The sequence below is a fragment of the Streptomyces sp. NBC_01622 genome (assembly GCF_045209635.1).
Lineage (GTDB): Bacteria > Actinomycetota > Actinomycetes > Streptomycetales > Streptomycetaceae > Streptomyces.
The window spans coordinates 9,381,389-9,405,494 of sequence record NZ_CP109293.1 but is presented as its reverse complement, the minus strand read 5'-3'; the positions used below and the strand labels follow the sequence as shown (position 1 = coordinate 9,405,494).

23 protein-coding genes and 4 pseudogenes are annotated in these 24,106 nt (G+C 66.9%); 15 read left to right on the top strand and 12 right to left on the bottom strand.

Features of this window, described 5'->3' with window-relative positions; genetic code table 11:
* Positions 1-86 precede the first annotated feature (86 nt).
* The gene (locus OH768_RS43675) at positions 87-836 is read right to left on the bottom strand and encodes a hypothetical protein (protein ID WP_406462151.1); all 750 of its coding nucleotides are present in this window, start codon (positions 834-836) and stop codon (positions 87-89) included.
* Positions 827-1,921: a substrate-binding domain-containing protein gene (locus OH768_RS43670; protein WP_406462149.1), complete on the bottom strand. Its 1,095-nt coding sequence runs from the start codon at positions 1,919-1,921 to the stop codon at positions 827-829. Before OH768_RS43670 ends, OH768_RS43675 begins: the two co-directional genes overlap by 10 nt.
* A gap of 196 nt (positions 1,922-2,117) precedes the next feature.
* Between OH768_RS43670 and OH768_RS43665 the strand changes: the two genes are divergently transcribed.
* The 8 genes and pseudogenes from OH768_RS43665 to OH768_RS43630 form a co-directional block, all read left to right on the top strand.
* Positions 2,118-3,167: an autoinducer 2 ABC transporter substrate-binding protein gene (locus OH768_RS43665; protein WP_406462148.1), complete on the top strand. Its 1,050-nt coding sequence runs from the start codon at positions 2,118-2,120 to the stop codon at positions 3,165-3,167.
* 10 nt (positions 3,168-3,177) lie between these two features.
* Positions 3,178-4,740, top strand: a complete 1,563-nt coding sequence (locus OH768_RS43660; protein WP_406462146.1) for a sugar ABC transporter ATP-binding protein — start codon at positions 3,178-3,180, stop codon at positions 4,738-4,740.
* Positions 4,737-5,741 (top strand): ABC transporter permease, encoded by a 1,005-nt coding sequence (locus tag OH768_RS43655; protein ID WP_406462144.1) that lies wholly within the window; start codon positions 4,737-4,739, stop codon positions 5,739-5,741. Before OH768_RS43660 ends, OH768_RS43655 begins: the two co-directional genes overlap by 4 nt.
* Entirely contained in the window at positions 5,738-6,841 is a 1,104-nt protein-coding gene (locus tag OH768_RS43650; protein WP_406462142.1) for an ABC transporter permease, read from the top strand. The genes OH768_RS43655 and OH768_RS43650 overlap by 4 nt, the downstream gene beginning before the upstream one ends.
* 140 nt (positions 6,842-6,981) lie before the next feature.
* Complete coding sequence (locus tag OH768_RS43645) at positions 6,982-7,749, top strand: SDR family NAD(P)-dependent oxidoreductase (protein WP_406462140.1); 768 nt, start codon at positions 6,982-6,984, stop codon at positions 7,747-7,749.
* Between the two features lie 16 nt (positions 7,750-7,765).
* Complete coding sequence (locus OH768_RS43640; RefSeq protein WP_406462138.1) at positions 7,766-9,292, top strand: mannitol dehydrogenase family protein; 1,527 nt, start codon at positions 7,766-7,768, stop codon at positions 9,290-9,292.
* Between the two features lie 218 nt (positions 9,293-9,510).
* A pseudogene (locus tag OH768_RS43635) lies at positions 9,511-9,699 on the top strand (transposase domain-containing protein); the annotation flags it as partial.
* Between the two features lie 51 nt (positions 9,700-9,750).
* Positions 9,751-10,262: pseudogene (locus OH768_RS43630) on the top strand (oxidoreductase); the annotation flags it as partial.
* Between the two features lie 19 nt (positions 10,263-10,281).
* On the opposite strand, the gene OH768_RS43625 reads toward OH768_RS43630, so the two are convergent.
* The 6 genes from OH768_RS43625 to OH768_RS43600 form a co-directional block, all read right to left on the bottom strand.
* Complete coding sequence (locus tag OH768_RS43625) at positions 10,282-10,884, bottom strand: transposase (RefSeq protein ID WP_406462137.1); 603 nt, start codon at positions 10,882-10,884, stop codon at positions 10,282-10,284.
* Positions 10,809-11,351: a winged helix-turn-helix domain-containing protein gene (locus OH768_RS43620; RefSeq protein WP_406462135.1), complete on the bottom strand. Its 543-nt coding sequence runs from the start codon at positions 11,349-11,351 to the stop codon at positions 10,809-10,811. Before OH768_RS43620 ends, OH768_RS43625 begins: the two co-directional genes overlap by 76 nt.
* Before the next feature lie 177 nt (positions 11,352-11,528).
* Positions 11,529-12,533, bottom strand: coding sequence for a zinc-dependent alcohol dehydrogenase family protein (locus OH768_RS43615; RefSeq protein WP_406462134.1), 1,005 nt, complete (start codon positions 12,531-12,533; stop codon positions 11,529-11,531).
* Positions 12,530-13,390 carry a carbohydrate ABC transporter permease gene (locus OH768_RS43610; protein ID WP_406465683.1) on the bottom strand — a complete coding sequence of 287 codons (861 nt, stop codon included), beginning with the start codon at positions 13,388-13,390 and terminating at the stop codon, positions 12,530-12,532. The genes OH768_RS43615 and OH768_RS43610 overlap by 4 nt, the downstream gene beginning before the upstream one ends.
* Before the next feature lie 11 nt (positions 13,391-13,401).
* Positions 13,402-14,385, bottom strand: a complete 984-nt coding sequence (locus OH768_RS43605) for a carbohydrate ABC transporter permease (RefSeq protein ID WP_406462132.1) — start codon at positions 14,383-14,385, stop codon at positions 13,402-13,404.
* A gap of 24 nt (positions 14,386-14,409) precedes the next feature.
* The gene (locus tag OH768_RS43600) at positions 14,410-15,765 is read right to left on the bottom strand and encodes an ABC transporter substrate-binding protein (RefSeq protein WP_406462131.1); all 1,356 of its coding nucleotides are present in this window, start codon (positions 15,763-15,765) and stop codon (positions 14,410-14,412) included.
* Between the two features lie 347 nt (positions 15,766-16,112).
* On the opposite strand from OH768_RS43600, the gene OH768_RS43595 reads away from it, so the two are divergent.
* The 4 genes from OH768_RS43595 to OH768_RS43580 all read left to right on the top strand — a co-directional run bounded on the left by OH768_RS43595 (position 16,113) and on the right by OH768_RS43580 (position 20,420).
* Complete coding sequence (locus OH768_RS43595) at positions 16,113-17,510, top strand: L-fuculokinase (protein ID WP_406462129.1); 1,398 nt, start codon at positions 16,113-16,115, stop codon at positions 17,508-17,510.
* 231 nt (positions 17,511-17,741) lie between these two features.
* Entirely contained in the window at positions 17,742-18,557 is an 816-nt protein-coding gene (locus OH768_RS43590) for a DeoR/GlpR family DNA-binding transcription regulator (protein ID WP_406462128.1), read from the top strand.
* The gene (locus OH768_RS43585; protein WP_406462126.1) at positions 18,554-19,495 is read left to right on the top strand and encodes a 1-phosphofructokinase family hexose kinase; all 942 of its coding nucleotides are present in this window, start codon (positions 18,554-18,556) and stop codon (positions 19,493-19,495) included. Before OH768_RS43590 ends, OH768_RS43585 begins: the two co-directional genes overlap by 4 nt.
* A 79-nt stretch (positions 19,496-19,574) precedes the next feature.
* Positions 19,575-20,420, top strand: coding sequence for a ketose-bisphosphate aldolase (locus tag OH768_RS43580; protein ID WP_406462124.1), 846 nt, complete (start codon positions 19,575-19,577; stop codon positions 20,418-20,420).
* A gap of 289 nt (positions 20,421-20,709) precedes the next feature.
* Here OH768_RS43580 and OH768_RS43575 read toward each other — a convergent pair.
* From OH768_RS43575 to OH768_RS43565, 3 genes and pseudogenes are all read right to left on the bottom strand, one after another.
* Positions 20,710-21,054 (bottom strand): annotated as a pseudogene (locus tag OH768_RS43575) (transposase); the annotation flags it as partial.
* 476 nt (positions 21,055-21,530) lie between these two features.
* Positions 21,531-21,929 carry a PIN domain-containing protein gene (locus OH768_RS43570; protein ID WP_406462122.1) on the bottom strand — a complete coding sequence of 133 codons (399 nt, stop codon included), beginning with the start codon at positions 21,927-21,929 and terminating at the stop codon, positions 21,531-21,533.
* Positions 21,917-22,168, bottom strand: a complete 252-nt coding sequence (locus OH768_RS43565) for a type II toxin-antitoxin system Phd/YefM family antitoxin (protein WP_406462121.1) — start codon at positions 22,166-22,168, stop codon at positions 21,917-21,919. Before OH768_RS43565 ends, OH768_RS43570 begins: the two co-directional genes overlap by 13 nt.
* A gap of 240 nt (positions 22,169-22,408) precedes the next feature.
* Here OH768_RS43565 and OH768_RS43560 point away from each other — a divergent pair, with 240 nt between their 5' ends.
* Both OH768_RS43560 and OH768_RS43555 read left to right on the top strand, forming a co-directional pair.
* Positions 22,409-22,933: a hypothetical protein gene (locus OH768_RS43560; RefSeq protein WP_406462119.1), complete on the top strand. Its 525-nt coding sequence runs from the start codon at positions 22,409-22,411 to the stop codon at positions 22,931-22,933.
* A 45-nt stretch (positions 22,934-22,978) separates the two neighbouring features.
* A pseudogene (locus tag OH768_RS43555) lies at positions 22,979-23,110 on the top strand (undecaprenyl-diphosphatase); the annotation flags it as partial.
* A gap of 1 nt (position 23,111) precedes the next feature.
* Here the strand turns inward: OH768_RS43555 and OH768_RS43550 are convergent.
* Positions 23,112-23,672, bottom strand: a complete 561-nt coding sequence (locus OH768_RS43550; RefSeq protein WP_406462117.1) for a carboxymuconolactone decarboxylase family protein — start codon at positions 23,670-23,672, stop codon at positions 23,112-23,114.
* Positions 23,673-23,812: 140 nt separating this feature from the next.
* On the opposite strand from OH768_RS43550, the gene OH768_RS43545 reads away from it, so the two are divergent.
* Positions 23,813-24,091 (top strand): winged helix-turn-helix transcriptional regulator, encoded by a 279-nt coding sequence (locus OH768_RS43545; RefSeq protein WP_406465681.1) that lies wholly within the window; start codon positions 23,813-23,815, stop codon positions 24,089-24,091.
* Positions 24,092-24,106: the final 15 nt, after the last annotated feature.

Genomic DNA, 24,106 nt, shown 5'->3' with positions numbered 1-24,106 from the left:
CTGAGGAGACGGCTGACCTGCTACCGCCTCGACGTCGCTCGATGGCAGTTTCCGATGCCCTGATCGCCCCGCCGGAACCGACTGCTCTATACGCGCGAACCCAGCCTGGCCGCCAGGTCGACCAGCGCTGCCGAACCTCGGAGGAGTGTCTTCAGGTCAGCCAGCCGGTCCGGGAGATGGAGAACAGCGGCGATGTGGCCATCGGCGTCGTCGGCACCGACTCGTATCCCCAGCTGAACGATTCCGTAGGAATCAGTCAGTCGCGCGACGTGCGCATCGTCGTGGTCCACGGCCGCGATCGCGGTCAGCGCGTCCTGGATGTTCTGCGGGGTGATTCCCTGATGGTCTGCATATTGGACTACCAGATCACGAGCCGTGCTTTCGGGAACACTTCGCAGTACGGCAGCGGCACCGGCGCTGTCGGTTATCGGCCTGGACTGCCCCGGGCGCGGCGTCAATGCGAGGGGGTGCTGCCCCATCCGGACGTCCACGCACAGCGCCTGGAGCCCGACGACCCGCACGAAGGAAACTGTGTGGCTGTCGAAAAAGGCGATCTGCCCGAGAACCCGCAAGGCACGTTCTACCAGCGTGGGATCCTCCGGCGTGCCGGCGGTTGCCGCGGCGAGCCGTGCCCCGAGTCGTAGATTTCCGTTAATGGCTCGGCGTAGCAGATTCTCGTTTTCCAGTGCCTCGACGAGGTCACCGATCGAACTCTTCGCCATGGTCAGTTCGGAGGCCAGCGCGGCCGACGTCGTGGCCACGTTGTGGCCCACCGCGTCGAGGACGTCGACGGCCCGGTGGACGGCCGGTGTGCGACGCGGTTGCTCTATCCCCATGTCTCATAGTCCTTCGCATTGTTGCGGTCGAGTATCTGCGGCGGCAGGAACACCGCTCGCTGGACTCGCCCCGAACCGGACCGCAGGGCCACACCCAGTTCGAGCGCCACACTGAGCAGCCGCTGAGGATCCTGAGCGGCCGATCCGATGAGCGGTCCGCCGGCCAAGATCTGCTCGACCGCCTGCCGAGCCCCGTCAACTGCGACAATCGGTACCGGTTTCCTCTCTTCCGCCAGGACCTTCGCGATACCCAAGCCGATCTGATCGTTCGCCGCGAAGATGCCGTCGATGGCTTCCCCTGACTTCAGGATCTCCCGTGCCGCAGACTCGCCGGACTCCTCGTTCAGCGCGCCGGGTGCGCCGATAACGGTCCTCATGTTCGGATACTCAGCCATCACACCGAGGAATCCGGACATTCTGTCCGCATTGGCGGTGATAGCGATTCCGTCGACGAGAGCCACCGTTCCCTTGCCGCCCAGCACCCGGGCGATCAGACCGGCGGCGAGAGCGCCCGCTTTGGTGTTGTCGGTCGCGACGACCGCATCGGCGCCCGCGGTCGAGCTACCGACGGCCACGACCGTGATGTGCGCGGCTTTCGCCTTGCTCAACACATCCACCAGCCCATCGGACACAACCGGCTCCACGAGAATCAGGTCGACGCCCGCGTCGATGAAGTCCGCGATGTCGTTGGTCTGATTCGCCGCCGACCGGTTCGCACAGCGAATGTCCACCTGGATGCCCCGGGCTCTGGCTTCCTCGCCGAGGCGACGGCACTCGGCGAGGAAGAACGGCTCGTTCTCCGGATAGGTGAACCCTACCCGCCGCACGGTCTGGCTCTGTGTCCGCGCCATCGAGGCCAGCTCGTACAGTCGCGGCCCGAACGCGTAGGTGCCGTCGATGCCCCGGGTGAGCAGTCGCTCCTCCGTGAGCGCGCGACAGATGCCGAGCACGCTGCTCTTCGGCGCTCCGGTCAGTGCGGTGAGCTCGGCGAGGCCGCACGGCCGACCGGCCGCAGTGAGCGCATCGAGCACGAGCGCTGTGCGTGAAACCGCGGGTACGCGGTGCTTCTTCTCCGACGGCGTCATCCGTTCCCCTCCAGCCAGGGTGTTGACGTCACCGAAACCCTGACTTAATGTGCGTTCACCATCTCGGGTGAGAGTACGACATATGAAACGCTGGCGCAAGAGGTTGACGGCAGCGACGTGACACGAGCCCGGGCCAGAGACGAGATCACAACCGCCTGCCCTGAATAAGCGGGGCATCGCACGAGGGAGTGGATCGATGGTCACCTTCACCGACAGACGGACACGAGGCGCGCTTGCCGCAGTTGTGGGCGCGGCGCTCTGTCTGACAGCCGCATGCACTAAACAGGGTTCGAGCAGCTCAAGCGCCTCCGGCGCTCCCAGTGGCTCGACGTCGTCGGTCACCGTGGCCTTCGTGCCCAAGTTGCAGGCCGCGTACTACGACGCCATGAACACCGGTGCCGAGGCCGCAGCCAAGGCCCTCGGCTTCAAGTGGGTCGTCAACGCGCCCGCGAGCGCGGACCCCGCCGCTCAGGCCGGCATCGTCCAGTCGCTGATTCAGCAGAAGGTGGACGTCATTGCCGTCGCTCCCAACGATCCCGACTCACTGGCCCCGGTTCTGGCACAGGCCAAGGCCGCGGGCATCAAGGTCATCACATCCGACAGCGATGCCCCGAACTCCGTGCGGTCGGTCTTCGTGAACCAGGGCACGGCACAGGCCATCGGCGAGGCCGTGGTCGATCAAATGGTAAAGGCGATGGGAGACACGGGCGAATACGCCATCGTCTCCTGCGGCCAGACCGCGGCAAACCTCAATTCCTGGATCGCTGTCCAGAAGTCGTATGCCGCCAAGAAGTACCCCGGACTCAAGCTCGACAGCGTCGTATACGCCAGCGAGGACCAGGCACAGGCCGTGACGATGGCCAAGTCGCTGATGGCCGCACACCCCAACATCAAGGGCCTGGTCGGCGAGTGCACCACCTCGGCGCCCGGTGTCGCTCAGGCAGTGCAGGAGACCGGGAAGATCGGCAAGGTCTTCACCGTCGGCGTCGGGACACCGAAGAGCATGCAACCGTTCCTGAACGACGGGTCCTCGAGCGCCTCGGTCCTCTGGGACGTCCAGGCCCTTGGATACCTCACGGCCTGGACCGGATACGAGCTCGCGACCGGCAAAACCCTGCAGCCCGTGAACCACGTCTCCGACAGCCTCCCGGCGGTCAAGGAAGGCGTCATAGAGGGCGTGCCGACGGTATTGCTCGGCCCTCCGCTCATCCTCACCAAGACCAACGTCGGAAAGTACGACTACTAAGGACGCCTCGATGACCTCTACCCAACACGAGGCCGCCCGGGACTCCACATCCGAGCGAGCCCTTCTGAGGCTCTCCGGGATTCAGAAGGCATACGGGGGCGTGCGCGCTCTGCGGGGTGTCGACTTCGAAGTCCGCAGCGGTGAAGTGCATGCCCTCGTCGGCGAGAACGGCGCCGGCAAATCGACTCTCATCCGTATCGTTTCCGGGGCCGAGACACCGGATACCGGCAGCATTGAACTGGGCGACACACCACTGGGCAAGGGCAGCACCGCGGCGGCGCTGGACCTCGGCATCGCAACCGTGTACCAGGAGCCCCAGCTGTTCGCCGAACTCACCGTGGTCGAGAACGTGTACATCGGTCGAGAGCTGCGCAGCAAGGGAAGGGTCGACTGGAAGCGACAGCGCGCCGAGGCCGAGGCCGCCTTCCAGCAACTCGGCCTGGATCCACGCATCGTGGACGTCAGGGCCGGAGACCTGCGCGTGGCCGAGCAGCAGCTCGTATCCATCGCCAAAGCACTTATCCGCAAGCCCCGCATACTGATCCTCGACGAGCCCTCGGCCATCCTCGTCGACCACGACATCGATCTGCTCTTCAAGGCCATCCAGGCCAGTCGCCGCGACGGTGTAGGCGTCATCTACATCAGCCACCGGCTCGACGAGATCAAGCGCATCGCCGATCGCGTAACGGTGCTACGCGATGGCGAGGTCGTCGCGACGCAGGATGTCGCGACGACGACGATCCGCGATATCGCCCAACTGATGGTCGGCAAGCAGATCGTCACGAGCGACCGGCGGCGCGAGGCCGGATCAGGCGACCCGGTACTCAACGTTGTCGGGCTCGGTTACCGCTCCGCGTTCCGCGATGTCACCTTCGAGGTGTCGGCCGGCGAGATCCTCGCCGTGTACGGCCTGGTGGGCTCCGGGAACGACGAACTTGCCCAGAGCCTGTTCGGCATCCTGCCGCCGACCGCTGGCACGGTCACGGTGGACGGGCGCAGGGCTGCGCTGCGCAGTCCGCGTGACGCGCAGAACGCCGGCCTCGGACTCGTCCCGGCGAACCGGAAACTGCAAGGCGTCTTCGGTGACAAGAGCATCGCCTTCAACCTCGGCCTGTCCAGCCTGAGTCAGCTGAGTCGCTTCACCTGGGTGAAGCGACGCGGCGAGCGTCGACTCGCCGAGACGTACATGGCGCGGCTCGCGGTGAAAGCGCCGGACTCCGCGACGCCCATCGCCTCCCTGTCCGGCGGCAACCAGCAGAAGGTCGTGATCGGCAGGCAGTTGGCGACGCATCCCCGGGTGCTCGTCCTGCAGGAACCCACCCAAGGCGTCGATGTCGGTGCCAAGGCCGAGATCCACCGGCGCGTGTTCGACCTTGCCTCCACCGGCAGCGCCGTCGTCGTCTCCTCGACCGATCTGGCAGAGGCGCTGACGCTGGCGGATCGCCTGATCGTCATGCGGAACAGGACCGTGGCCGCGTCCTTCGAACGGGGCGCACCGAGCGTGGACGTCCTGGCCGCTGCTGCCGGGGATCTCGACGGCGGCGCGACAGACGAAGTGGAGGAGGTGTCGTGACCGCGTTGAGTACGCCGCGGACAGTCGGCACGCAGCGGTGGCGGACCGCGTTCGCCGCCGTCGAGGGACCTGAACTCGTACTCCTCGGCGTGATCGCATTGCTCTGGGTGGGCCTCGCTCTCGGGACGGACACCTTCCTCAGCGGCGTCAACGTTCAGAACATCCTGTCGTCGGTTGCCCCGGTCGCTCTGATCGGGATCGGAATGACGGCCGTGATCGTCACCGGCGGAATCGACGTCTCGGTCGGCAGCGCTGTCGCCGTGGTGATGGTGGTGGCCGGCAAGGCCATCACCGTGCAGCACGTCGGCATGGGAACGGCCCTGCTCATAGCCATGGTTGTCGGCGGCCTGCTGGGCGCCTTCAACGGTGCGGTCATCGCGCTGACCGGGATCCATCCCATCGTGATGACCTTCGCTACCCTGAACCTCTTCCGATTCCTGTCGCTGGAGATCTTCGGACCGGGGAATCTCGACGGAGTCCCCGACACATTGCGGCTCCTCGGCGGCGGCAGCAGTGGGCGACTGCTCGGCGTGCCGAACTCGTGGTGGCTGAGCATGCTGATCGGCGCGGCCGTGTGGTTCTACATGCGCAACCGGCCCTCGGGCCGGCACTGGTACGCGATCGGCGGTGACGCCAATGCCGCGCGCCTGGCCGCCATCCGCGTCCGGCGCCGGGTGATCGCCGCCTATGTCCTGGTCGGCGTGATGACCGGCCTGGCCGGATGCGTGCTGATCGGCAGCGGGGGCACCGTGCAGCAGAACAGCGGCACAGGGCTGGAGCTGAAGGTGATCGCGGCGGTGGTGATCGGTGGCACCAGCATCCTCGGCGGCCGTGGGACCGTTCTCGGCACCCTGCTGGGTGCCTTGCTCGTAGGCACCGTGACCAGTGCGGTCACGATCCTCAACTGGCCCTCGCAACTGGCCAACCTGTTCGTCGGGATCTTCATCGTGCTCGCCGTTGGGACGGACGTTCTGCGGGAGCGTCGCAGGAGGGCACTATGACCATCGATGAGGCCCCCGTAGAAACAGCGGACATCGATCCTGTGCCCCCGACCAAGGGCCGGGCCCGTCGCTCCGCGGCGATGCGGTGGCTGCTCACCGACCGAATCGCGCTGCTGATCGTCCTGCTGGTGGTGCTGCTGGTCTGGTTCCACTTCCTCAGCGTCGGTGACTATCTGCTCGCTCCGTTCAGCGCGAGCTACCTGGCCGGCTACCTCGCCTACTTCGTGCCGATATTCATGCTCGCCGTAGGCGAAGCCTTCGTCATCATCGGCGGGCGGGGTGGCATCGATCTCTCCGTCGGCGGGACCGTGAGCCTGGTCAGCATCGTCTTCGGCTACGAATACGCCTTCTGGCACTGGCCGTTGTGGCTGGCGATCGTCGCGGCGATGGCCGGTGGCGCGGTGCTGGGCGCGGTCAACGGCCTACTCATCGGCGTCCTGCGCATTCCCGCGCTGATCGCGACGCTGGCAACGAGCTATGCGTACAGCGCGCTGGCGCTGACCATTCACAACAGCGCGCCGATCGCCACGACCGAAATCCAGGATCTGACGTCTCTGACCCGGAGCGTCTCCCTACCGCTGATCGGGGACTGGCTGCCCGACATTCCGCTGCAGGTGCTCACTGTCTTCCTGCCCACGGCTGTGGTCGCGTGGTTCGTGCTGCACCGCTCCACCTACGGCCGCCGGCTGTACGCACTGGGCACGAACGAGACGGCCGCCCGGTTCGCCGCGATCCCTGTCGGACGCGTGCGGTTCACCGCATACGTGCTGTCGGGAACGATCGCCGGACTGGTAGCGGTGGTAACCGTTTCCCAGTTCGCCTCGGCAACCACCGACGCCGGCACCTCGGGCACGGGCATGACGCTTCCCGCAATCACGGTCGCCGTTCTGGGCGGCGTCGCCATATCGGGCGGCATCGGTCGCGTCGGCGGGGTGGCACTCGCGGCGTTGCTCGTGACCTGGCTCAACGCGGGAATCCTGCTGCTGTTCAACAACGAGCAGTCCAGCAAGCTGCAACTGTTCGCCCTTGGCGGCCTGTTGCTGCTCGCTGCACTGCTGAACGTCTTCATCAGCCGCTTCGCGCAACGGATCCGCTCATGAGACCGCTGTGCTGAATCACAGCCGAGGCAGCTGTCGACCGACACTGCGGTCCCCTTCGGTCCAAGAGGCTGACCTGCGTCCGGTCCCCTGCACCGGCCGCCCCACTCGCGCCTGTACTGACAACTCTGGAGAAAACAACGATGCCCATACTCGACACCTTTTCCCTGGCAGGTAAGCGTGCTCTCGTCACCGGCGGGAATCGCGGCCTCGGGCTGGCCTTCGTCCGGGGGCTGGCCGAGGCAGGCGCCGATGTCGCGTTCGTGGCGCGGAATGCGGAACGCAACGCATCCGCCGTCGGCGCACTGGCCGCCGCCGGCGTGAAAGCGAAAGCCTTCGAAGTCGACCTCGTCTCGGACGACGGCCCCGCACAAGCCGTGTCGGGAGCCGTGGAATGTCTGGGCGGACTCGACATCCTGGTCAACAACGCCGGTATCGCCTTTCACCGACCCGCACTGGAAATCCCCGACGAGGAATGGGACTTCGTTCTTGACGTCAATCTGCGCTCGCTGTGGCGTATGTGCCAGGTGGCCGGCAGACACATGAAGGACAACGGCGGCGGCAGCATCGTCAACATCGGATCGATCAGTTCACTCATCGTGAACCGGCCGCAGTGGCAGCCTTCCTACAACGCGTCGAAGGCGGCCGTGCATCAGCTCACCAAGTCTCTGGCAGCTGAGTGGGCAGAGTACAACATCCGGGTCAACGCCCTCGCCCCCGGATACGTCAAAACGGAGATGGCCGCGGTCGACGAGCCGCAGTTCCGGCAGCGCTGGATCGAGGACGCGCCGATGAAGAGGTACGCGCTTCCGGAGGAGATCGCGCCGAGCGTCGTCTACCTGGCCTCGGATGCCTCGTCGTTCATGACCGGGTCGGTTGTGGTCATCGACGGCGGCTACATCCTGCACTGAACGGAAACCGAGGACAATGAAGATCACACAGTTGAACTCCGCATCGCTGGCCGACGTCGACGAACGGCTCGCGAGACCGACGTACGACCGCTCCCAAGTAGCCGTGGGAATCGCTCACTTCGGTGTCGGCGGATTCCACCGTTCGCACCAGGCGATGTACCTCGATCACCTGCTCAACAAGGGCGAGGGATTCGAGTGGGGCATCTGCGGTATCGGCCTGATGCCCACCGACCAGGTGATGTCCGAAGTGCTGTCGCGACAGGACAACCTCTACACCCTCGTCACGCGGGCGACGAACGGAGAGCGGGAAGCGCAGGTGATTGGATCGATCGTGCGCTGTCTCTACGCACCTGACCAACCGGACGACGTCCTGGACGTCCTGGTCGACGAGCGCACACGCATCGTCTCGCTCACCATCACCGAAGGCGGCTACAACCTCGACCCTGTCACGGGTCGGTTCGACCCCACCACGCCCGATGTCGCCCAGGATCTCCGTCGCGAGCCCGGCCAGGCACCGCGCACCGTATTCGGCTACGTCATCGAAGCGCTGCGCCGCCATTGGGAAGCGGGGCGCCCGCCATTCACGATCATGTCGTGCGACAACATCCCGGCCAACGGAGACATCGCCCGAACGGCGTTCTCAGCGTTCGCAGCCCTCGTCGACGCCGAGCTGGGAGAGCGGGTCCAAAGCGAGGTCGCCTTTCCCAGCTCGATGGTCGACCGCATCACCCCGATCACCACTCCCGGCGACATCGCGGAACTCATCGAGGTCTACGGTATCGACGATGCCTGGCCGGTGATCTCTGAGCCCTTCGCACAATGGGTGCTGGAGGACGTGTTCCCGACCGGCCGGCCTCCGTGGGAAGCCGTCGGCGTCCAGCTCACCGACGACGTCGAACCCTACGAGCTGATGAAGTTGCGCCTCCTGAACGCCGGCCACCAGGCCATCGCCTACGCCGGACACCTGGCCGGCCACACCTTCGTACACGACGCGGCCCGCGATCCCGCGCTTGCCGAATTCCTCCTCGGTTACATGACCCACGAGGCCGCTCCCACCCTCAGGCCCGTTCCCGGAATCAATCTCGACGCTTACATCCACAGCCTCCTCGAACGTTTCGCCAACCCCTCTATCTGCGACACCATCGCCCGTCTGTGCGCCTTCGCCTCCGATCGCATTCCGAAGTTCCTGCTGCCCGTCATCAACGACAACCTCGCCAATGGACGCGAATTCGCCAGGTCCGCGGCGGTCGTGGCCTGCTGGGCGCGCTACGCCGAAGCCATCGATGAAAACGGTGCGCCCATCGACGTGCAAGACTCCCTGCGCGACGAACTGATCGCCCGCGCCCGTCAACAACGTGACAACCCACTCGCCTTCATCGAGAACGGATCGATTTTCGGTGCGCTGGCCCGCAATCGGGACTTCGCTGAGAGATACCGGTCGACGCTGGAGTCCCTTCACACCATGGGAACGCGACGAACGATCCAGGGCCTCAACGCCTCACTGGCCACAGACAATGTGGACGCCCGGAGCTGCCAGTCGTAGGAGCCGTTTCACAGGCCGCAACAACCGGATGCCGCCTCGGAGCACCGTTCCGCGCGTGGACGTCTGCATGACCGGGTGATACCGGCCATGCAGATATGTGGGGACACTTGGTGCTGTTGCCCCAATGCCGTTGCCTGACAGGTGCCAGTAGCTTTTCTCCCAGGCGCGGTACCACCGGGGTGCTGGTTCGTTGACCGGACGTCCATCCATGGATCGGGTTGTCCGATGAGGTCCGGCTCGAGTTGCTCACCGAGTGGATCGTTCCTGAGCTGGTGGACGAGATGCTGACCGCGTGTGGCCGGCGGGATGTCAAGCCCCGTCCCCTGTCGAGCCGGTTCATGGTCTACTTCGTGCTTGCTCTGGCGCTGTTCCAGCAGGACTCCTACGACGATGTCGCGGAGAACCCGGTCGCGGCCCTGGGCGAGGCCCAGAACATTCTGGGCGCACTGTCCTACGTCGGCGGGCTGGACCTGCTCCTGCCCGTGGCTGGCTCCCGGGCGGTGACGGTCAGCAGCGTCGGCCACCGTGTCCGGGCCGAGATCCACTTCGACGACCTGCACTGGGAGCAGTCCTACGGACGAGTTGCCGCTTACGGACAGTCGAAGCTTGCCAACCTCATGTTCACCTATGAGCTGCAGCGGCGGCTCGCGGCACCACCGCCGCGGTGGCCGCCCATCCCGGCATTTCCAACACCGAACTCCTCCGCAACACACCGGCGCTCGTCCGCATGCCTCTCACCTGGCTCGCACCTGTGCTCACCCAGAAGAAATCAATGGGTGCGCTGCCGACCCTTCGGGCTGCCGCCGACCCCGCGGTCCTCGGCGGGCAGTTCTACGGGCCCAAAGGCATGGGCGAGATCCGGGGACACCCCCAATTGGTCACCTCGAGCCCGGACTCTTACGACATGGCCATCCAGCAGCGCTTGTGGGCCGTCTCTGAGGACGTCACGGGCGTGAAATTCCCTGTCTAGAGATCTTTAATGGCTGGGGTTACGGCGGTTGGAGGTCGAGGCCGGTCTTGGCGATGAGGCCCTCGATGAGGCCGGGGCGGTACTGCATCCGTTTCAGCCGGGTCTTCACCAGCGCGGTGAGCTGGTCGAGGCAGTGTTTGGTGAGGTTGGTCAGCGACCTCTTCAGGTGCGACCACACGCCCTCGACCGGGTTGAGTTCGGGTGCGTACGGCGGCAGTTGGTAGACGGTCAGCCATAATCGGGCGGCGATCAGCTCGTGCATGGTGCGGCTGACGTGCGTGTTCAAGTTGTCCCAGACCAGGACGACGGGTCCGCCGAGCTGTTGGTGCGCGTCGTCGAGCAGGCGGGGGTAGTCGGTCTCGGTGAAGCCCTTGCGGCGGCCCTTGGCGGGGCCGCGGTCGAGGTGGATGCGGTAGATCAGCCGGGGCCGGTGGCCGGTCTTGGTGCAGATCAGCGCGGCCATCGAGACGCGTTTGGTGCCCTGCGCGGTGACCCGCACGACGGGTATGTGGCCGCGTCGGCCCCAGGTTCGGCCCTTGGGCGGCCTCAGGCCCTGGCCTGCCTCGTCCTCGAAGCAGAGCCAGGCGCCCAGGTCCGCCGCCGTCTTTTTATGACGGGCCACTGCTCGTCCTTCCACGCGGCGATCTTCGATTCGTCCCGCTCGGTGGCTCTGCGGGTCGGGATCTGCACGCTGCAGCCGATCCGGTGCAGCAGCAGGTCGAGCCCGGCCAGGGTGTACTCGGCGCCGAACCGGCGGCGCGCGATCTCGGCGATCCTCGCCAGCGTCCAGCACTGGTCACGCCAGCCGCACGCGGCCGGACCGGCCGCCAACACCGCTTCCAAGGACCGTAGTTGACCGGCATCCAGCTTGCAGCGGGCACCACCGGGCCCCTTGGAGACCAGAGCCTGCCGACCACCCGAGGCCAACGCCCGACGCCAGCGGTTCGCCGACATCCGCGTCACTCTGAACCGCCGGGCCACCTCCCCGTCACCAGCCCCTGCCTCGATCAAGTCGGCTGCTGCGAGCCGGACTTGCTCGCGTCGAGCCCGCTCCTCGGCCGTCAGCCCACCGCCATCGGGATACCTCATCCCTCCGGCATAGCGCGGACCACGACAGACGTCACGCCCCGACGTAACCCACACCGTTAAAGATCTCTAGCAGTGCAGAGAGGCGGGAACGTCTTCAATGGTGATGTCGTCGAGGGAGCGGACGAACACACGGCGATTGGGCTGGGACACGGTCAGGGCTCCGTTCGGTGCGGATGGTCAGGCGGCGGTACGGGGAAAGGGCTGGACCTGGATCTTGCGTCCGATGCCGGCCTGGAAGCGGGCGATGGCATCGGGATAGGCATCAAGACGCAGGCGGTCGCTGATGAAGATGTCCGGGTCGATCACGCCGGTGGAGAAGAGGTCGGCGGCCCGTTCGTAACTGTGCAGGACGGCCATGGAGCCGGTGATGGTGATCTCCTGGTTGTAGATCTTGTACGGCTCGATCTCGACCCGGGTGGCGTAGTCGGCGACGCCGAACTGCAGGTAGGTGCCGCCCTTGGCGACGCGGCCCAGGCCGTCCTGGATGGCGGCGGCGTTGCCGGTGGCGTCGATGACGACATCCCAGCCGGGCCGGTCGAGTTCGTCCGCCGTCGCCGCGGCCTCCGAGCAGCCCAACTGGGTCGCGGTGGCCAGACGGTCGGGATTGACGTCGAGGACATCGACTCGGGCCGCGCCGGTGCGCTTGGCGAGTTGCAGCATCATCAGCCCCATGGTTCCGGCTCCGTAGATCAGAACGTGGGAGGCGAGGGTGGAGCGCAGCACGTCGTAGCCGCGGACCGCGCACGACAGGGGTTCTATGAGGGCGGCGTCGACGGTGGCGATGTGATCGGGCAGGGGGACGCAGTTGGCGGCCGGGGCAGCGACGTACTCGGCGGCTGCCCCGGGGTGGGTGACGCCGATGGCCGAGAAGCGCTCGCACAGGTTGTTGCGTCCGATGCGGCAGTAGTGGCAGGTGAAGCAGGGCAGTGAGGGGTCCACGGCGACGCGGGTGCCCACCTGGAGGCCGGTGACGTGGGACCCGACGGCGACGACCTCGCCCGCGAATTCGTGGCCGGGCACGATGGGCAGCGTGGGGGCGAACTCGCCTTGAAGGATGTGCAGGTCGGTGCCGCACAGGCCGCAGGCTGCCACCGCCACCACGACCTCGTCCGGGGCTGGGGTGGGATCGTCGATGTCCGCCAGTTCGATGTGGCCGGGCGCGGTGATGAGGGCGGCTTTCACTTCACGGCTCCCAGCGACAGGCCCTGGACGAGTTTGTCCTGGGCGGCGAATCCGGCGATGAGCACCGGGAGGGACACGGCCACGGCGGCTGCGCACACCTTGGCGAGGAAGAGCCCCTGACTGGTGACGAAGCTGGTGAGGAAGACCGGTGAGGTGATGGAGCGCACCCCGGCCAGGACGCGGGCGAACAGCATCTCGTTCCAGCTGAAGATGAAGCAGATCAGCGACGTCGCGGCGATGCCGGGCGCTGCCATCGGAATGATGATCTTGCGGAAGAGCGTGACGAGGCCCGCGCCGTCGATGGCCGCGGCCTCCATGACGGCGACCGGGATCTCGGCGAGGAACGAGCGCATCATCCACACGGCGATCGGCAGGTTCATCGACGTGTAGAGGATGACCAGGAGCAGGACGTTGTCCAGCAGTCCGAGGTTCTGGGCGACCAGGTAGATCGGCAGCAGGCCGGCGACGGCGGGCAGCATCTTCGTGGAGAGGAAGAAGAACATGACGTCCGACCACTTGCGTACCGGCCGGATCGACAGCGCGTAGGCGGCCGGGATCGCCAGGACGAGCACCAGGAGGGTGGAGACGACGCTCGCCGACGTGGAGTTGATCAGTGACGGCCAGGGGCTGGCACCGGTGGACGAGCCGAAGAATTCGCGGTAGCCGTCGAACGTCAGCGGCGCGGAGAGGGAGGGAGGGTTGGTCGCGGCGTCCTGCTCGCTGTGCAAGGAGGTGAGCACCATCCATGCGATGGGCAGGAAGAAGAAGACGCCTGCCGCCCAGGCGCTCAGCCCCAACAGGGCACTGTTGCGCCGGGACTTGCCCGGCCGCCCGTCGGCCCGGGTGGGCTTCGGCATCACGCTCGTGCTCATGTCGTCTCCTCCTTGAGGAGCGAGGACACCAGGCGCAGTGCGAGGGTGGCGACGACCATCGTGCCGATGACCACGATGACTCCGGCGGCGGATGCCTGGCCGTAGTCGTGTGCCTGGTAGAAGCTCTCGTAGATGGTGTAGGGCAGGTTGGCGGTGCCGAGGCCACCGGAAGTGATCGTGAATACGGCGTCGAAGTTCTGCACTACGTAGATGGACCCCAGCAGAGCGGCCAGTTCCAGGTAGCGGCGCAGGTGCGGCAGGGTCAGGTAGCGAAAGATCTGCCAGCTTCCTGCACCGTCCACCCGGGCAGCCTCGATGGCGTCGAGGGGGCGGCCCTGCAGTCCGGCGAGCAGGATCAGCATCATGAAGGGGGTCCACTGCCAGACCAGCGACGCCGATACCGCGCCGAGCGGATGCTCGGTGATCCAGTCCGGTTGTGGCGCGTTGTGTGAGCCGAACAGTTCCCACACCCAGGTCAGCACGCCGTTGAACAGGCCGTATTCGGGGTTGAACAGGGCGTGCTTCCACAGCAGGGCGGCGGCGACCGGGACAACGAGGAACGGTGCGATGAGCATGGTGCGCACCACGGCGCGTCCGCGGAACCTCCGGTCGAGGAGCAGGGCCAGGCCGAGTCCGAGGACCAGGCTGATGAGAACCACCGTGGCGGTGAGCGTGACGGTGGTCAGGACGGAGGAGCGCAGGTCGGCGTCAGTGAAGACGTGTGTGTAGTTGCCGAAGCCGGTGAAGCCGCGCTGGCCGGGTGCCAGCGCGTTCCACTCCATGAAGGAGATCACCAGGGTCGCCACGAACGGCAGCTGAGTGACGATCACCATGAACACCAGAGCTGGCATCAGGGGTGCTCGCCGGGCCCAGGCCACCGTCCGGGCCGACGGCCGGCGGTGCGGCCGGGCCGCCCCGGGGCCGCGGCCGGAGCCCGGCACCCGGGATGGCCTGAGGTGGTGGGTGGGTGTGCTGGTCATGGTGCGTCTCACGCTCCGTGGGTGTCAGTTCTTGCGGTACTTCGCGGCGACGTCTTCGGCAAGCTTCTGGCCCTTGTCCAGGGCGTCCGAGACCGAGGTGCGGCCGGCGATCGCAGAGCTGACCTCCTGGGACACCTTGGTGCCCAGGTCGGGGAATTCGGGGATGTCGACGAACTGGACTCCGACCGTCGGGCGGGGCTGTGCACCGGGGTTGCGCGGATCGGCGCTGTTGATGGCGTCCTCGGTGGCTTGGTAGAACGCGCCGGCGGCCTTCCGGTAATCGGGGTTGGTGTAGGTCGAGGCGCGCTTACCGGCCGGGACCCGCTCCCAGCCGAGCTGCTCGCCGATCAACTCCTCGTATTCCTTGCTGGAGGCCCAGGCGATGAACTTGGCGGCGTTGTCCTGGTGCTTGGACGCCTTCTGGATCGCCCACGCCCACGAGTACAGCCAGCCGGAGCTCTTCGTCTTCTCCACCGGCGCCGCGACGTAGCCGACCTTGCCCGCGACGGGTGAGTCCTTGCTCTCCACCGATCCGGCGGCTGAGGTGGCGTCGTACCACATGGCGGTCTTGCTCTGCTGGAAGCCGTTGAGGCACTCGGTGAAGCCGGCCTGCGGGGCGCCCGCTTCGCCGTGCTTGCGGACGAGGTCGACGTAGAACTTTGTGGCCTTCTCGAACTCGGGCGCGTTGACCTTCGCCTGCCAGTCCTTGGTGAACCACGTACCGCCGAAGGTGTTGACCACCGTGGTGAGCGGGGCGAACACCTGGCCCCAGCCGGGCTGGCCGCGCAGGCAGATGCCCTTCATCCCGGACTGGGCGCCGTCCACCTTGGCCGCCAGGTCCGCGGCCTGCTGCCAGGTCGGGCGGGCCGGCATGGTCAGGCCCTCCTTCTTGAACACGTCCTTGCGGTACATCAGGAAGGACGACTCGCCGTAGAAGGGCTCCGCGTACAGCTTGCCGTCTTCGCCCTTGAGTCCTTCCTGGATCGGCTTGAGGACGTCGGACTGCGCAAAGTCGGCCTTGTTGGCCACAGTGTCGTCCAGCGGGGCGAGCCAGCCGTTCTTGCTGTAGATCGGGGCCTCGAAGTTGCTGATGGAGGCCACGTCGTAGGTGCCGGCCTGGCTGGAGAACTCCTGGCTGATCTTGTCGCGGACGTCGTTCTCCGGCAGCACCGTGTAGTTGACCTTGATCCCGGTCTCCTTGGTGAAGTGCTCTGCGGTCAACTTCTGCAGGTCCAGCATCTGCGGGTTGTTGACCATCAGCACGTTCACCGACTTGCCGCCGTCACTGCTGCTGCCTCCGCCGGCGCCGGCGCAGCCGGTGACGGCGAGGAGGGCAATGGCGGCTGTGCCGGCGAGGACGGTGTATCTGGGCGATGCCATGCGAGAGACCTCTCCCTCGTGGGTGATGGGGGAAGACGCTCCGGCCCGCGTCCAGTGCTTCGCGACCCTGAGTGCCGGGTCCATGGCAGCTACCCTGCGTGACAGAATGGTCTGCGATTGGATGTGTCTTCCTTGTTAATCCCTGTTTTTAGTTTGGTTTACGTGGGGCGTCAATGGCTGGGTGGAACATTTTTCAGCCGCCTCATCGCTAGGCAATCAGCCACCCACCCCAGGTCACCCAAAAAGTTCCTCCCTCGCACCGTTGACGTCCCACGGAAATCCAACTAAAAACAAGCATTAACAAGCGAGGCGCGATCCTCACCCTGCGTGAGGCCGAGAGGACGGTCATGTCGGACGCTCTACTGGTGGGCATGGATGTCGGCACCACGTCGTGCAAGGTCACGGTGTGCACGGTCGACGGACGTGAGGCAGCGACCGGGAAGGCCCCGTTGAGCTGGGAGGTCACCAGTGACGGCGTGGAGACGGACCCTGCCGACGTCCTACAGGCCGTGGGCGCCGCTACTGTTCAGGCGCTCGCGCAGGTCCCCCGGGGCCCTGTTGTGGGTGTCGGCGTCGCCAGCATGGGCGAGGCAGGTGTGTTGCTCGATCGGCGAGGAGAGGCGATCGCTCCCGTCATCGCCTGGCATGACGACCGCGACCGCGAGCTCGCCGACCGACTTGCCGATGACCTGGGACGCGCCGAGTTCATCAGGTCCACCGGACTCCCCGTCCGACCACAGTGGTCGCTGACCAAACACCGCTGGCTGACCTGGCACTTCCCGGACGCGCAACGGGCAGTGCGGCGGCTGGGCATCGCCGAGTGGGTCGTACGTGCCCTGGGCGGTGAGGAGGCCAGCGAGTTCTCCCTCGCGTCCCGCACAGGCTGGCTGCGGATCGATTCCGCGCAGTGGTGGCCCGCGTCAGTGGAGTGGTCAGGCGCGAAGCCCTCGCTGCTTCCGCCGCTCGTCGCAGCGGGGACACCGCTGGGTCGGGTGAGCGCCTCCTGGGCCGGACCACGCCTCCTTGGCGCGCGCCTGACGGTGGCCGGCCACGACCATCTGGCCGCCGCGATCGGCGCCGACGCAGCGGGCGACGGCGATCAGCTCGACTCGTGCGGTACTGCCGAGGCGCTCGTACGCACCGTCCCAGCCCCCCTCAGCGGGGACGCCGTCCACCGGCTCGTGTCGGCCGACATCACCGTGGGCCGGCATGCCCTCGCCGGCCGGCTCTCCCTGCTGGGCGACACCCGGGGCGGGCTGCTGCTTCAGAACGTTCAGGGTCTGCTCGGTTTCGACTCCACGCAGCTGCCCGACCTCGACGCCGCCGCTTTGCGGCACCGCGACCGGAGAGCGACCGCCTCGCTGGAGGCGGACGGAACCGTGACGCTGCGCGGCATCGGCCGCAACGCCACTCCCGATCGGGCCTGGTACGCGGCGCTGGCTTCCGGCATGGAGCGAGCCGTGCGGGTGGACGCGGACATGGCCGCAGTCCTCGGCCCGCACCGCCGCACCGTCATGACGGGGGGCTGGTCACGCAGTCTCGGCGTACGGCAGCTGCGCAGCGAGGCATGGAACGACGTAACCGTCTCCCCGGTCCACGAAGCCGGTGGCCGCGGAGCCGCACTGTTGAGCGGCGTCGCGGCCGGAATCTACCCGAGCGCCGACGATCTGCCGACCGCGGCAACCGGCGGGCAACCGGACCGGGCGGCGCAGTCGCCGTCCCTCACTGCGGGGAGCAGCCAGTGAGCGCCCTGCCCGAAGCCCGAAGGTTCTCGGAGAACTCCCGGCGCGCCACTGTCTCTTCGTCGGTCGCGTGCTCGTCCGAAGGCCGGACCGTGGCCCGCACCAAGGAGAATCATCCCCACCAGAAAGACTCAACCCCGAGGACGAGTTGCCGATCCCCGGCCCGTCGGCCACCGGCGGTGCAGCTGCCGCCCCGGACAACGGCCATCGGACACGGACGAAGGAATGCCACACATGACCAGGGACACGACCACGGCGGATGACTCCCCGGACAACCAGGGCCGACCCCACTACGCAGTCGAACGTCATCAGGTACTGGTGCAGACGGTGCGCAGCCAGGGCCGCCTTGACGCCGGCGCCATGGCAGAGCAACTGCAGGTCTCCACGGAAACGATCCGCAAGGACCTCCAACTGCTGGAGCGGCGTGGCCTGTTGCGCCGCGTGCACGGGGGAGCGATCGCCGTCGAGGACCTGTCCTTCGAACCCGAGGTGTCCACCCGTACCAGCAATGAGGACGAAAAGCGGCGTATCGCCCGGGCCGCCTTGGCCGAAGTACCGCGCGAAGGCGCCGTCTTCCTCGATGCCGGCTCCACCATCACGATGCTGGCCGAGATGTTCCCCGCCGACCGGGCCCTGAACGTCTTCACCAACACCTTGACCATCGCTCTCGCCCTCGTCAGCCGCCCCCGCCTGAACGTGCACACCCTGGGTGGCCGCGTACGTGCCAGGACTTTCGCCGAAGTCGACAACTGGGCGATCCGCGCGCTGTCCGAGATCCAGGTCGACGTCGCGTTCCTCGGCACCAACGCCATCTCCAGCGAACGCGGCCTGAGCACTCCGGACGAGTCCGAAGCGACCGTCAAACGCCTTATGCTCTCGGCCGCCCGTCGCCGTGTGCTGCTCGCCGACCACACCAAGCACGACCGCACCAGTCTCTACAAATATGGCAATCTCTCCGACATCGACCTGCTCATCACCGATGACGGCCTGTCCGAACAGCACGCTCACCGCCTGGAGGCGGCCGGACTCAAGCAGGTGGTACGCACGTGATCGTCACCCTGACCCCCAACCCGAGCCTGGATCGCACTCTCGTTGTCGATCAGCTCTGCCCGGGGGCCGTGCAGCGCGCCAGCTCCGGCTGGAGCGAGCCCAGTGGCAAGGGTGTCAACGTCACCCTCGCCCTGCGTGCCCACGGTTTCCCGACCCGGGCCGTCCTTCCGGTTGGCGGCCCGGACGGCACCCGTCTGGCAGCAATGCTCGACGAAGCGGGCATCGAGCATGTGAGCGTTCCGATCGCCGGCAACATCCGCAGCAACGTGAGCATCCTGGAACCCCGTGGAACGGTGACCAAGGTCAACGAACCCGGGCCGGTACTCACTGCCGACGAGGTCGAGGCTCTGCTGGAGGCAGCACTCAAGACCGCCGCGCAAGCGTCCTGGCTGGTCGGCTCCGGCAGCCTGCCCTCCGGTACCCCGCACGATCTGTACGCCCAGCTGGTCCGCCGGGCGCACGACATCGGCATCCCCGTCGCCATCGACAGTTCCGGAACACCGCTGCTTGCGGCCCTCCCGGCCGGCCCCGATCTCATCAAGCCCAACGCACACGAACTCGCCGAGGCCGCCGGGACCCCGGTCACCACCATCGGCGAAGCCGTGGATGCGGCTCAGCACCTGCGCGGGATGGGAGCGCGCACCATTCTCGCCAGCCTCGGCGTGGACGGGGCCCTGCTCGTCGAGAACGACGAAGTCCTGCACGCCGAAGTGATCGTGGACAACCCGCAGAGCGCCGTCGGCGCCGGCGACGCCCTCCTGTCCGGTTTCCTCGCCGGCGGGGCGACCGGCGAGCCGGCCCTGCGCACCGCATTGCAGTGGGCGGCCTCGGCTCTCCAGCAGCCGGGCACCCTGCTCGGCCCGCACATCGACGAAAACAGCTTCCAACTGGTCTTCCACGACCGCCCCGACCGGCTGCGCCGCCTCCGGACCGGATGACCGACCCCGGACCGCTTCGCCTCCCAAGAGCCGGATGACCGAGCACCGGCCAGCCCGCCGCCTTCCCGAAAGAGACACCATGCCCCTCACCGGCACCGGACGCACCGTGGCCGCCGCCGCGAGCGCCCGTCACGCAGCAGCCGCCTTCAACATCATCCAGCTGGAGCACATCGAAGCGATCATCTCCGGAGCCGAGGCCGCGCAGGCTCCGGTCATTCTGCAGATCAGCGAGAACGCCGTGCGCTACCACGGCGCTCTGACGCCCCTCGCCCGTGCCGCGCTGGCCGCCGGACAGTCGGCCCACGTGCCCGTGTCCGTCCACCTCGACCACGTCACGGACCTGTCTCTCGTCCGCGAGGCGCTCGAACTCGGTCTACACTCGGTGATGTTCGACGCTTCCAGCCTCGACTACGCCGACAACGTCAAAGCCACCGCCGAGGTCGTCCGCCTGTGCCACGCGGCAGACGTATGGGTCGAAGCCGAACTCGGTGAGGTCGGTGGCAAGGACGGTGTCCACGCCCCCGATGCCCGCACCGATCCGGGCGAGGCCGCCGCCTTCGTCGCCGCCACCGGCGTGGACGCACTGGCCGTCGCTGTCGGAACCTCCCACGCCATGCTCACCCGAAACGCCGAGCTCGACTACCAGCTCATCGACGCCCTGCGCACGGCAGCGCCCGTCCCCCTCGTCCTGCACGGCTCTTCCGGGGTCTCCGACGCGGATCTGCTCGATGCGGTCCGCCACGGCATCGCCAAGATCAACATATCGACGCACCTCAACAACGCGTTCACCACAGCCGTACGCGACCACCTCACCGCTCACCCCACCACCGTCGACCCGCGCAAGTATCTCGGGGCGGGCCGCGACGCGGTTACGGCCGAGGTCACGCGCCTGCTGGGCAAGCTCTCGGTCTCCCAGACCACTTGAGACCAGGGCACATTTCGAGAAGGGCTCCGCGATGGCCCACGGCCACCCCGAACAGGACGCGGCACTCTCGCTCACGGTGGACGAACTGATGGCGGGCGCCCTTCTGCTCCGCGTGGTGGCGACCGACATCGACACGTAAAGGCAGCTCCAGTTCCAGGTCGGGCCAGGCACCGGCGTCTCCGTTCTACCTGACGCCGATGAGGTCCCTCACAGGAAGTGCCGCTGGTTCGCCACCACCACTTTCCCAGCTCGCCGGCCGACTCCGGGTACGCCGAAGTCACGCTCATGACGCCGCAAGAGCATTCGGGCCGGACGCGGCGAGCGCGTCGACGAGACGGGAAATGGTCGGATCGGAGGCCACCGGGCCGAAGACAGCCGGCTCGGCCCGCAGCATGCCGACGTCGGCCAGACAGTCGCCGCCGAGTGCGACGGCCAGGGCCACATCCAGCAGGATCTTGCCCGGATCGTGCACGGCCCGACGCTTGCGCCACGGCGTGAGTGCCGCCGATATCGCGGTATCCAGGCCCGACTTGCGGACCGTCTCGACCAGCAGCACGGCCCCGGCCTGGGCAACAACTCCACGGCCGCCGCCCTCGACACGGACACGCGGATACGACCCGCTACTCCTCTTCACCTGGAGAGTCCTTCTTTCCTTGCAGTGACAGGACCCTCGACAAGTCCCATCGTTGCAGGTCAGCAGCACTCTCCATTTATTTGATCAAGACTCGGACAGGCCCACTCGCGAAAGCGCGAGGCTAGAGCGGCGATCGCCGCTACCGCACCAAGTTGATCGAATACATCGCTCGCCAGCGTGACGCAGGTCATGAAGCGGTTATAGCAGTGGTCACGCGAGCACGTTGGACCTTGGTTCGCCTGTGATCTGCGCACGTTCGTGGCCGCCGCACGGGAGGTACAGCTATGGCAGGCAACGGACCGGCGCCGAAGGACCCGAACCGCCGGCAGGGCCGGAACGAAGACGTCATCCCGCAGACCGTACTCAGGTTCGAGAGTGCCGAGGCACCCGCACGCGACACCGGCGACTCGACCAGCCTCGGCCAACGCACAAACCCGATCCCACCTACGTGGATGAGGTATTCGGCAAGGGCACCGTCACAACTGACGCACCCGAACGCCAGGAAGGTCGTCGAAGCGTGCCCGCTTGTCGTGGGTGACCACCGCGCGGGCAGTGGTCAGCGCGGTGGCCGCGATGATCAGGTCGTGCGCGCCCCGAGGCTGGCCGGCTCTGCGGACGTGGGCGAGCAGCCGCGCGTGCGCGCGAGCCACATCCACGGTGTATTCCTCGACCGGGATGGTGGCGAGGACGGTGTCGACGAAGGACTGGCGGGCGACCCGATTGGTGTCGTCCGCCAGTTCCACGCCCTGGAGCAGCTCCGCCGCCGTGATGGCGGCGATCGCCGGGTCGTCGTCGTCGGCCAGCACCTGGTCGAGGGAGACTTTGCGGCGCTCGATCGCGATCAACACGCCGGTGTCCAGGATCAGTCGTTCCACGGATCGTCCAGCGTCAGCAGGTCACGGGTGGCGGTGACGTCATCCTCGAAGGCATCGTCGAGCGTGCCAACATGACGCAGGAGAGCATCCTTGACCGCCCGCCCCGTGGCCTTGGGCGCCGGGCCGAGCACAGCCAGGCGCTTGCCTCCGCGGGTGATCACGATGGATTCCCCGCGTTCCGCGCTGTCCAACACGGAGGCGAAGTTCCGTGATGCTTCGGTAGCGGTCATCGTCTTCATGACCTGATTTTCTCAGAGAATCTGATGCACGACAAGACACGTGGAGGACCGGCAGGAGTCCAGACCGGCGAGCGTCCACCCCCGTCCTGAACCTCGCGTCCCCTGAACACGGTTTCGTCATGGTTCGCCGCATCTCCGGTACTGCATCATCGCAGGTCACAGCGCTTGAGGTACTTCAGCTTCACGAGCTTTCGGAAGTGAAGCGGAGGGATTTCCTCTCTCATAACGAGCGGTGGGGCGGTGGGACTCGAACTCACGACCGACGCCTCGTTTCCCCAGGCCAGGCATGATCTGGCGCCGCAAGCATTCTCCGCCCTTGCCTCCTTTCCGTTCCTTGTGTCCAACCGGCATCCCGATACACGCCGCCGCATGGCGTTCCGCTGGACGGCTGCCCTGGCGACCTTCGCCTTCGGCACTGCCGCAGGCGACCTGACCGCCACCATCAGCTTCGGCCCCCAGCTGGCCACCTCCCGGCGTCCCCTTCCGAAGGTCCCTGCGACCACGTACGCCGGGAAGCGGCTGTACCTGCTTCGTCACGGCGGCAAGGAGTGGCTGGACGAAGATCGACACAGTCGCATCGCCGTAGAGACGCACATGGGCCAGGAGGTCGCCGGCGTGGAAGGTCTCTACTTGCACGTCACCCTGACCATGGAGCAGGAGATTGCCTATTCGCTGCAAACCAGGTGGCTGCGCTTCGTGGCCGGCGAGGGAGAGCACTGGAAAGTGCCATCTCCCACTGCTCTCTCATTCGATCTTGAAGAGTGATGGAAAACAGCAGGTCAAAGCCGCTCAGGGCATCTACACTTGAATCGGTTCATGAAGTTCATCTCGCACAAGAGCTTCATGCCGTTCGTCTGGTACCGCATCGCCCTCGGCATCGTCATCATCGCGCTGGTCACGGCGGGCGCGCTGAGCCCGCACGCGGCCGAGTCGGCGGGCTGAGCTACCGCTCGGGCAGGGGGAGGGCCCAGGGCTCGGGGGCGATTCCGACGCCGTTGGCGACGTAGGCGATGGTGCGGTACCACCCGGCCAGTACGAGGAGTTCGAGGGCCTCGGGCTCGTCGAGGTGCTCCCGCAGGCCGGACCAGACGGGGTCGCTCAGCCGTGCGCCGGCGTCGAGTTCGTCGACGGCCCGGAGCAGCGCGGACTGCCGCGGCGACCAGACCGGGTCGTCCGGGGAGCCGGTCGCGGTCAACGTGACCTGTTCAGAGGTGAGTTGGGCGGCTTCGGCGTACGCCGCCACGTGGACGCCCCACTCGTAGGCGCAGTCGGCGCGGGCGCAGACGCGGGCGATCACGAGTTCGCGGTCGGCGGCACTCAGGCGGCCGTGGACAAGGAGTCCGGCGCCCAACGCCCGCATGCGGGAGGCGAGTTCGGGGTGGCGTTCGAGGACCTTGAAGAGCATGAGGGGTTCGTGGGTGACACCGGGCGGCATCCAGCGGTGCAGGGCACGGCCGGTGTCAGGGGTGTAGGGCGAGGTGACTCCTTCGATGCGCTGTTTCATGTCCACCGACTCTTGCGCTTCTGAAATCGAAGCGCAGGAGTGAGTCGGGAGATCACCACGAGCCGGGCGAGGAGGACCTGTTGGAACCGATTCCCACCCCCGGCCGCCCCGTGCGCGGGTCGGACACCGGGCGTCCCGTCATGGCCGCGCTCGACCTCCTGGGGCGGCGCTGGACACTCCGGGTGATCTGGGAGCTCCACCGCCACCCCGCCCCGATCGGTTTCCGCGATCTGCAACGGCACTGCGACGCCATGTCCTCCAGCGTCCTGTCCACCCGCCTCACAGAGCTGCGCAAGACGGACATCGCGGAACAGACGCCGGGCGGGGCGTGGCAGCTGACCCCGCTCGGCGCGGACCTGGTCACGGCGATGGGGCCCCTGCTGGACTGGTCGCGGGTGTGGGCCGAGCGGCGGGCGTGAGCCAACTCATCGCGC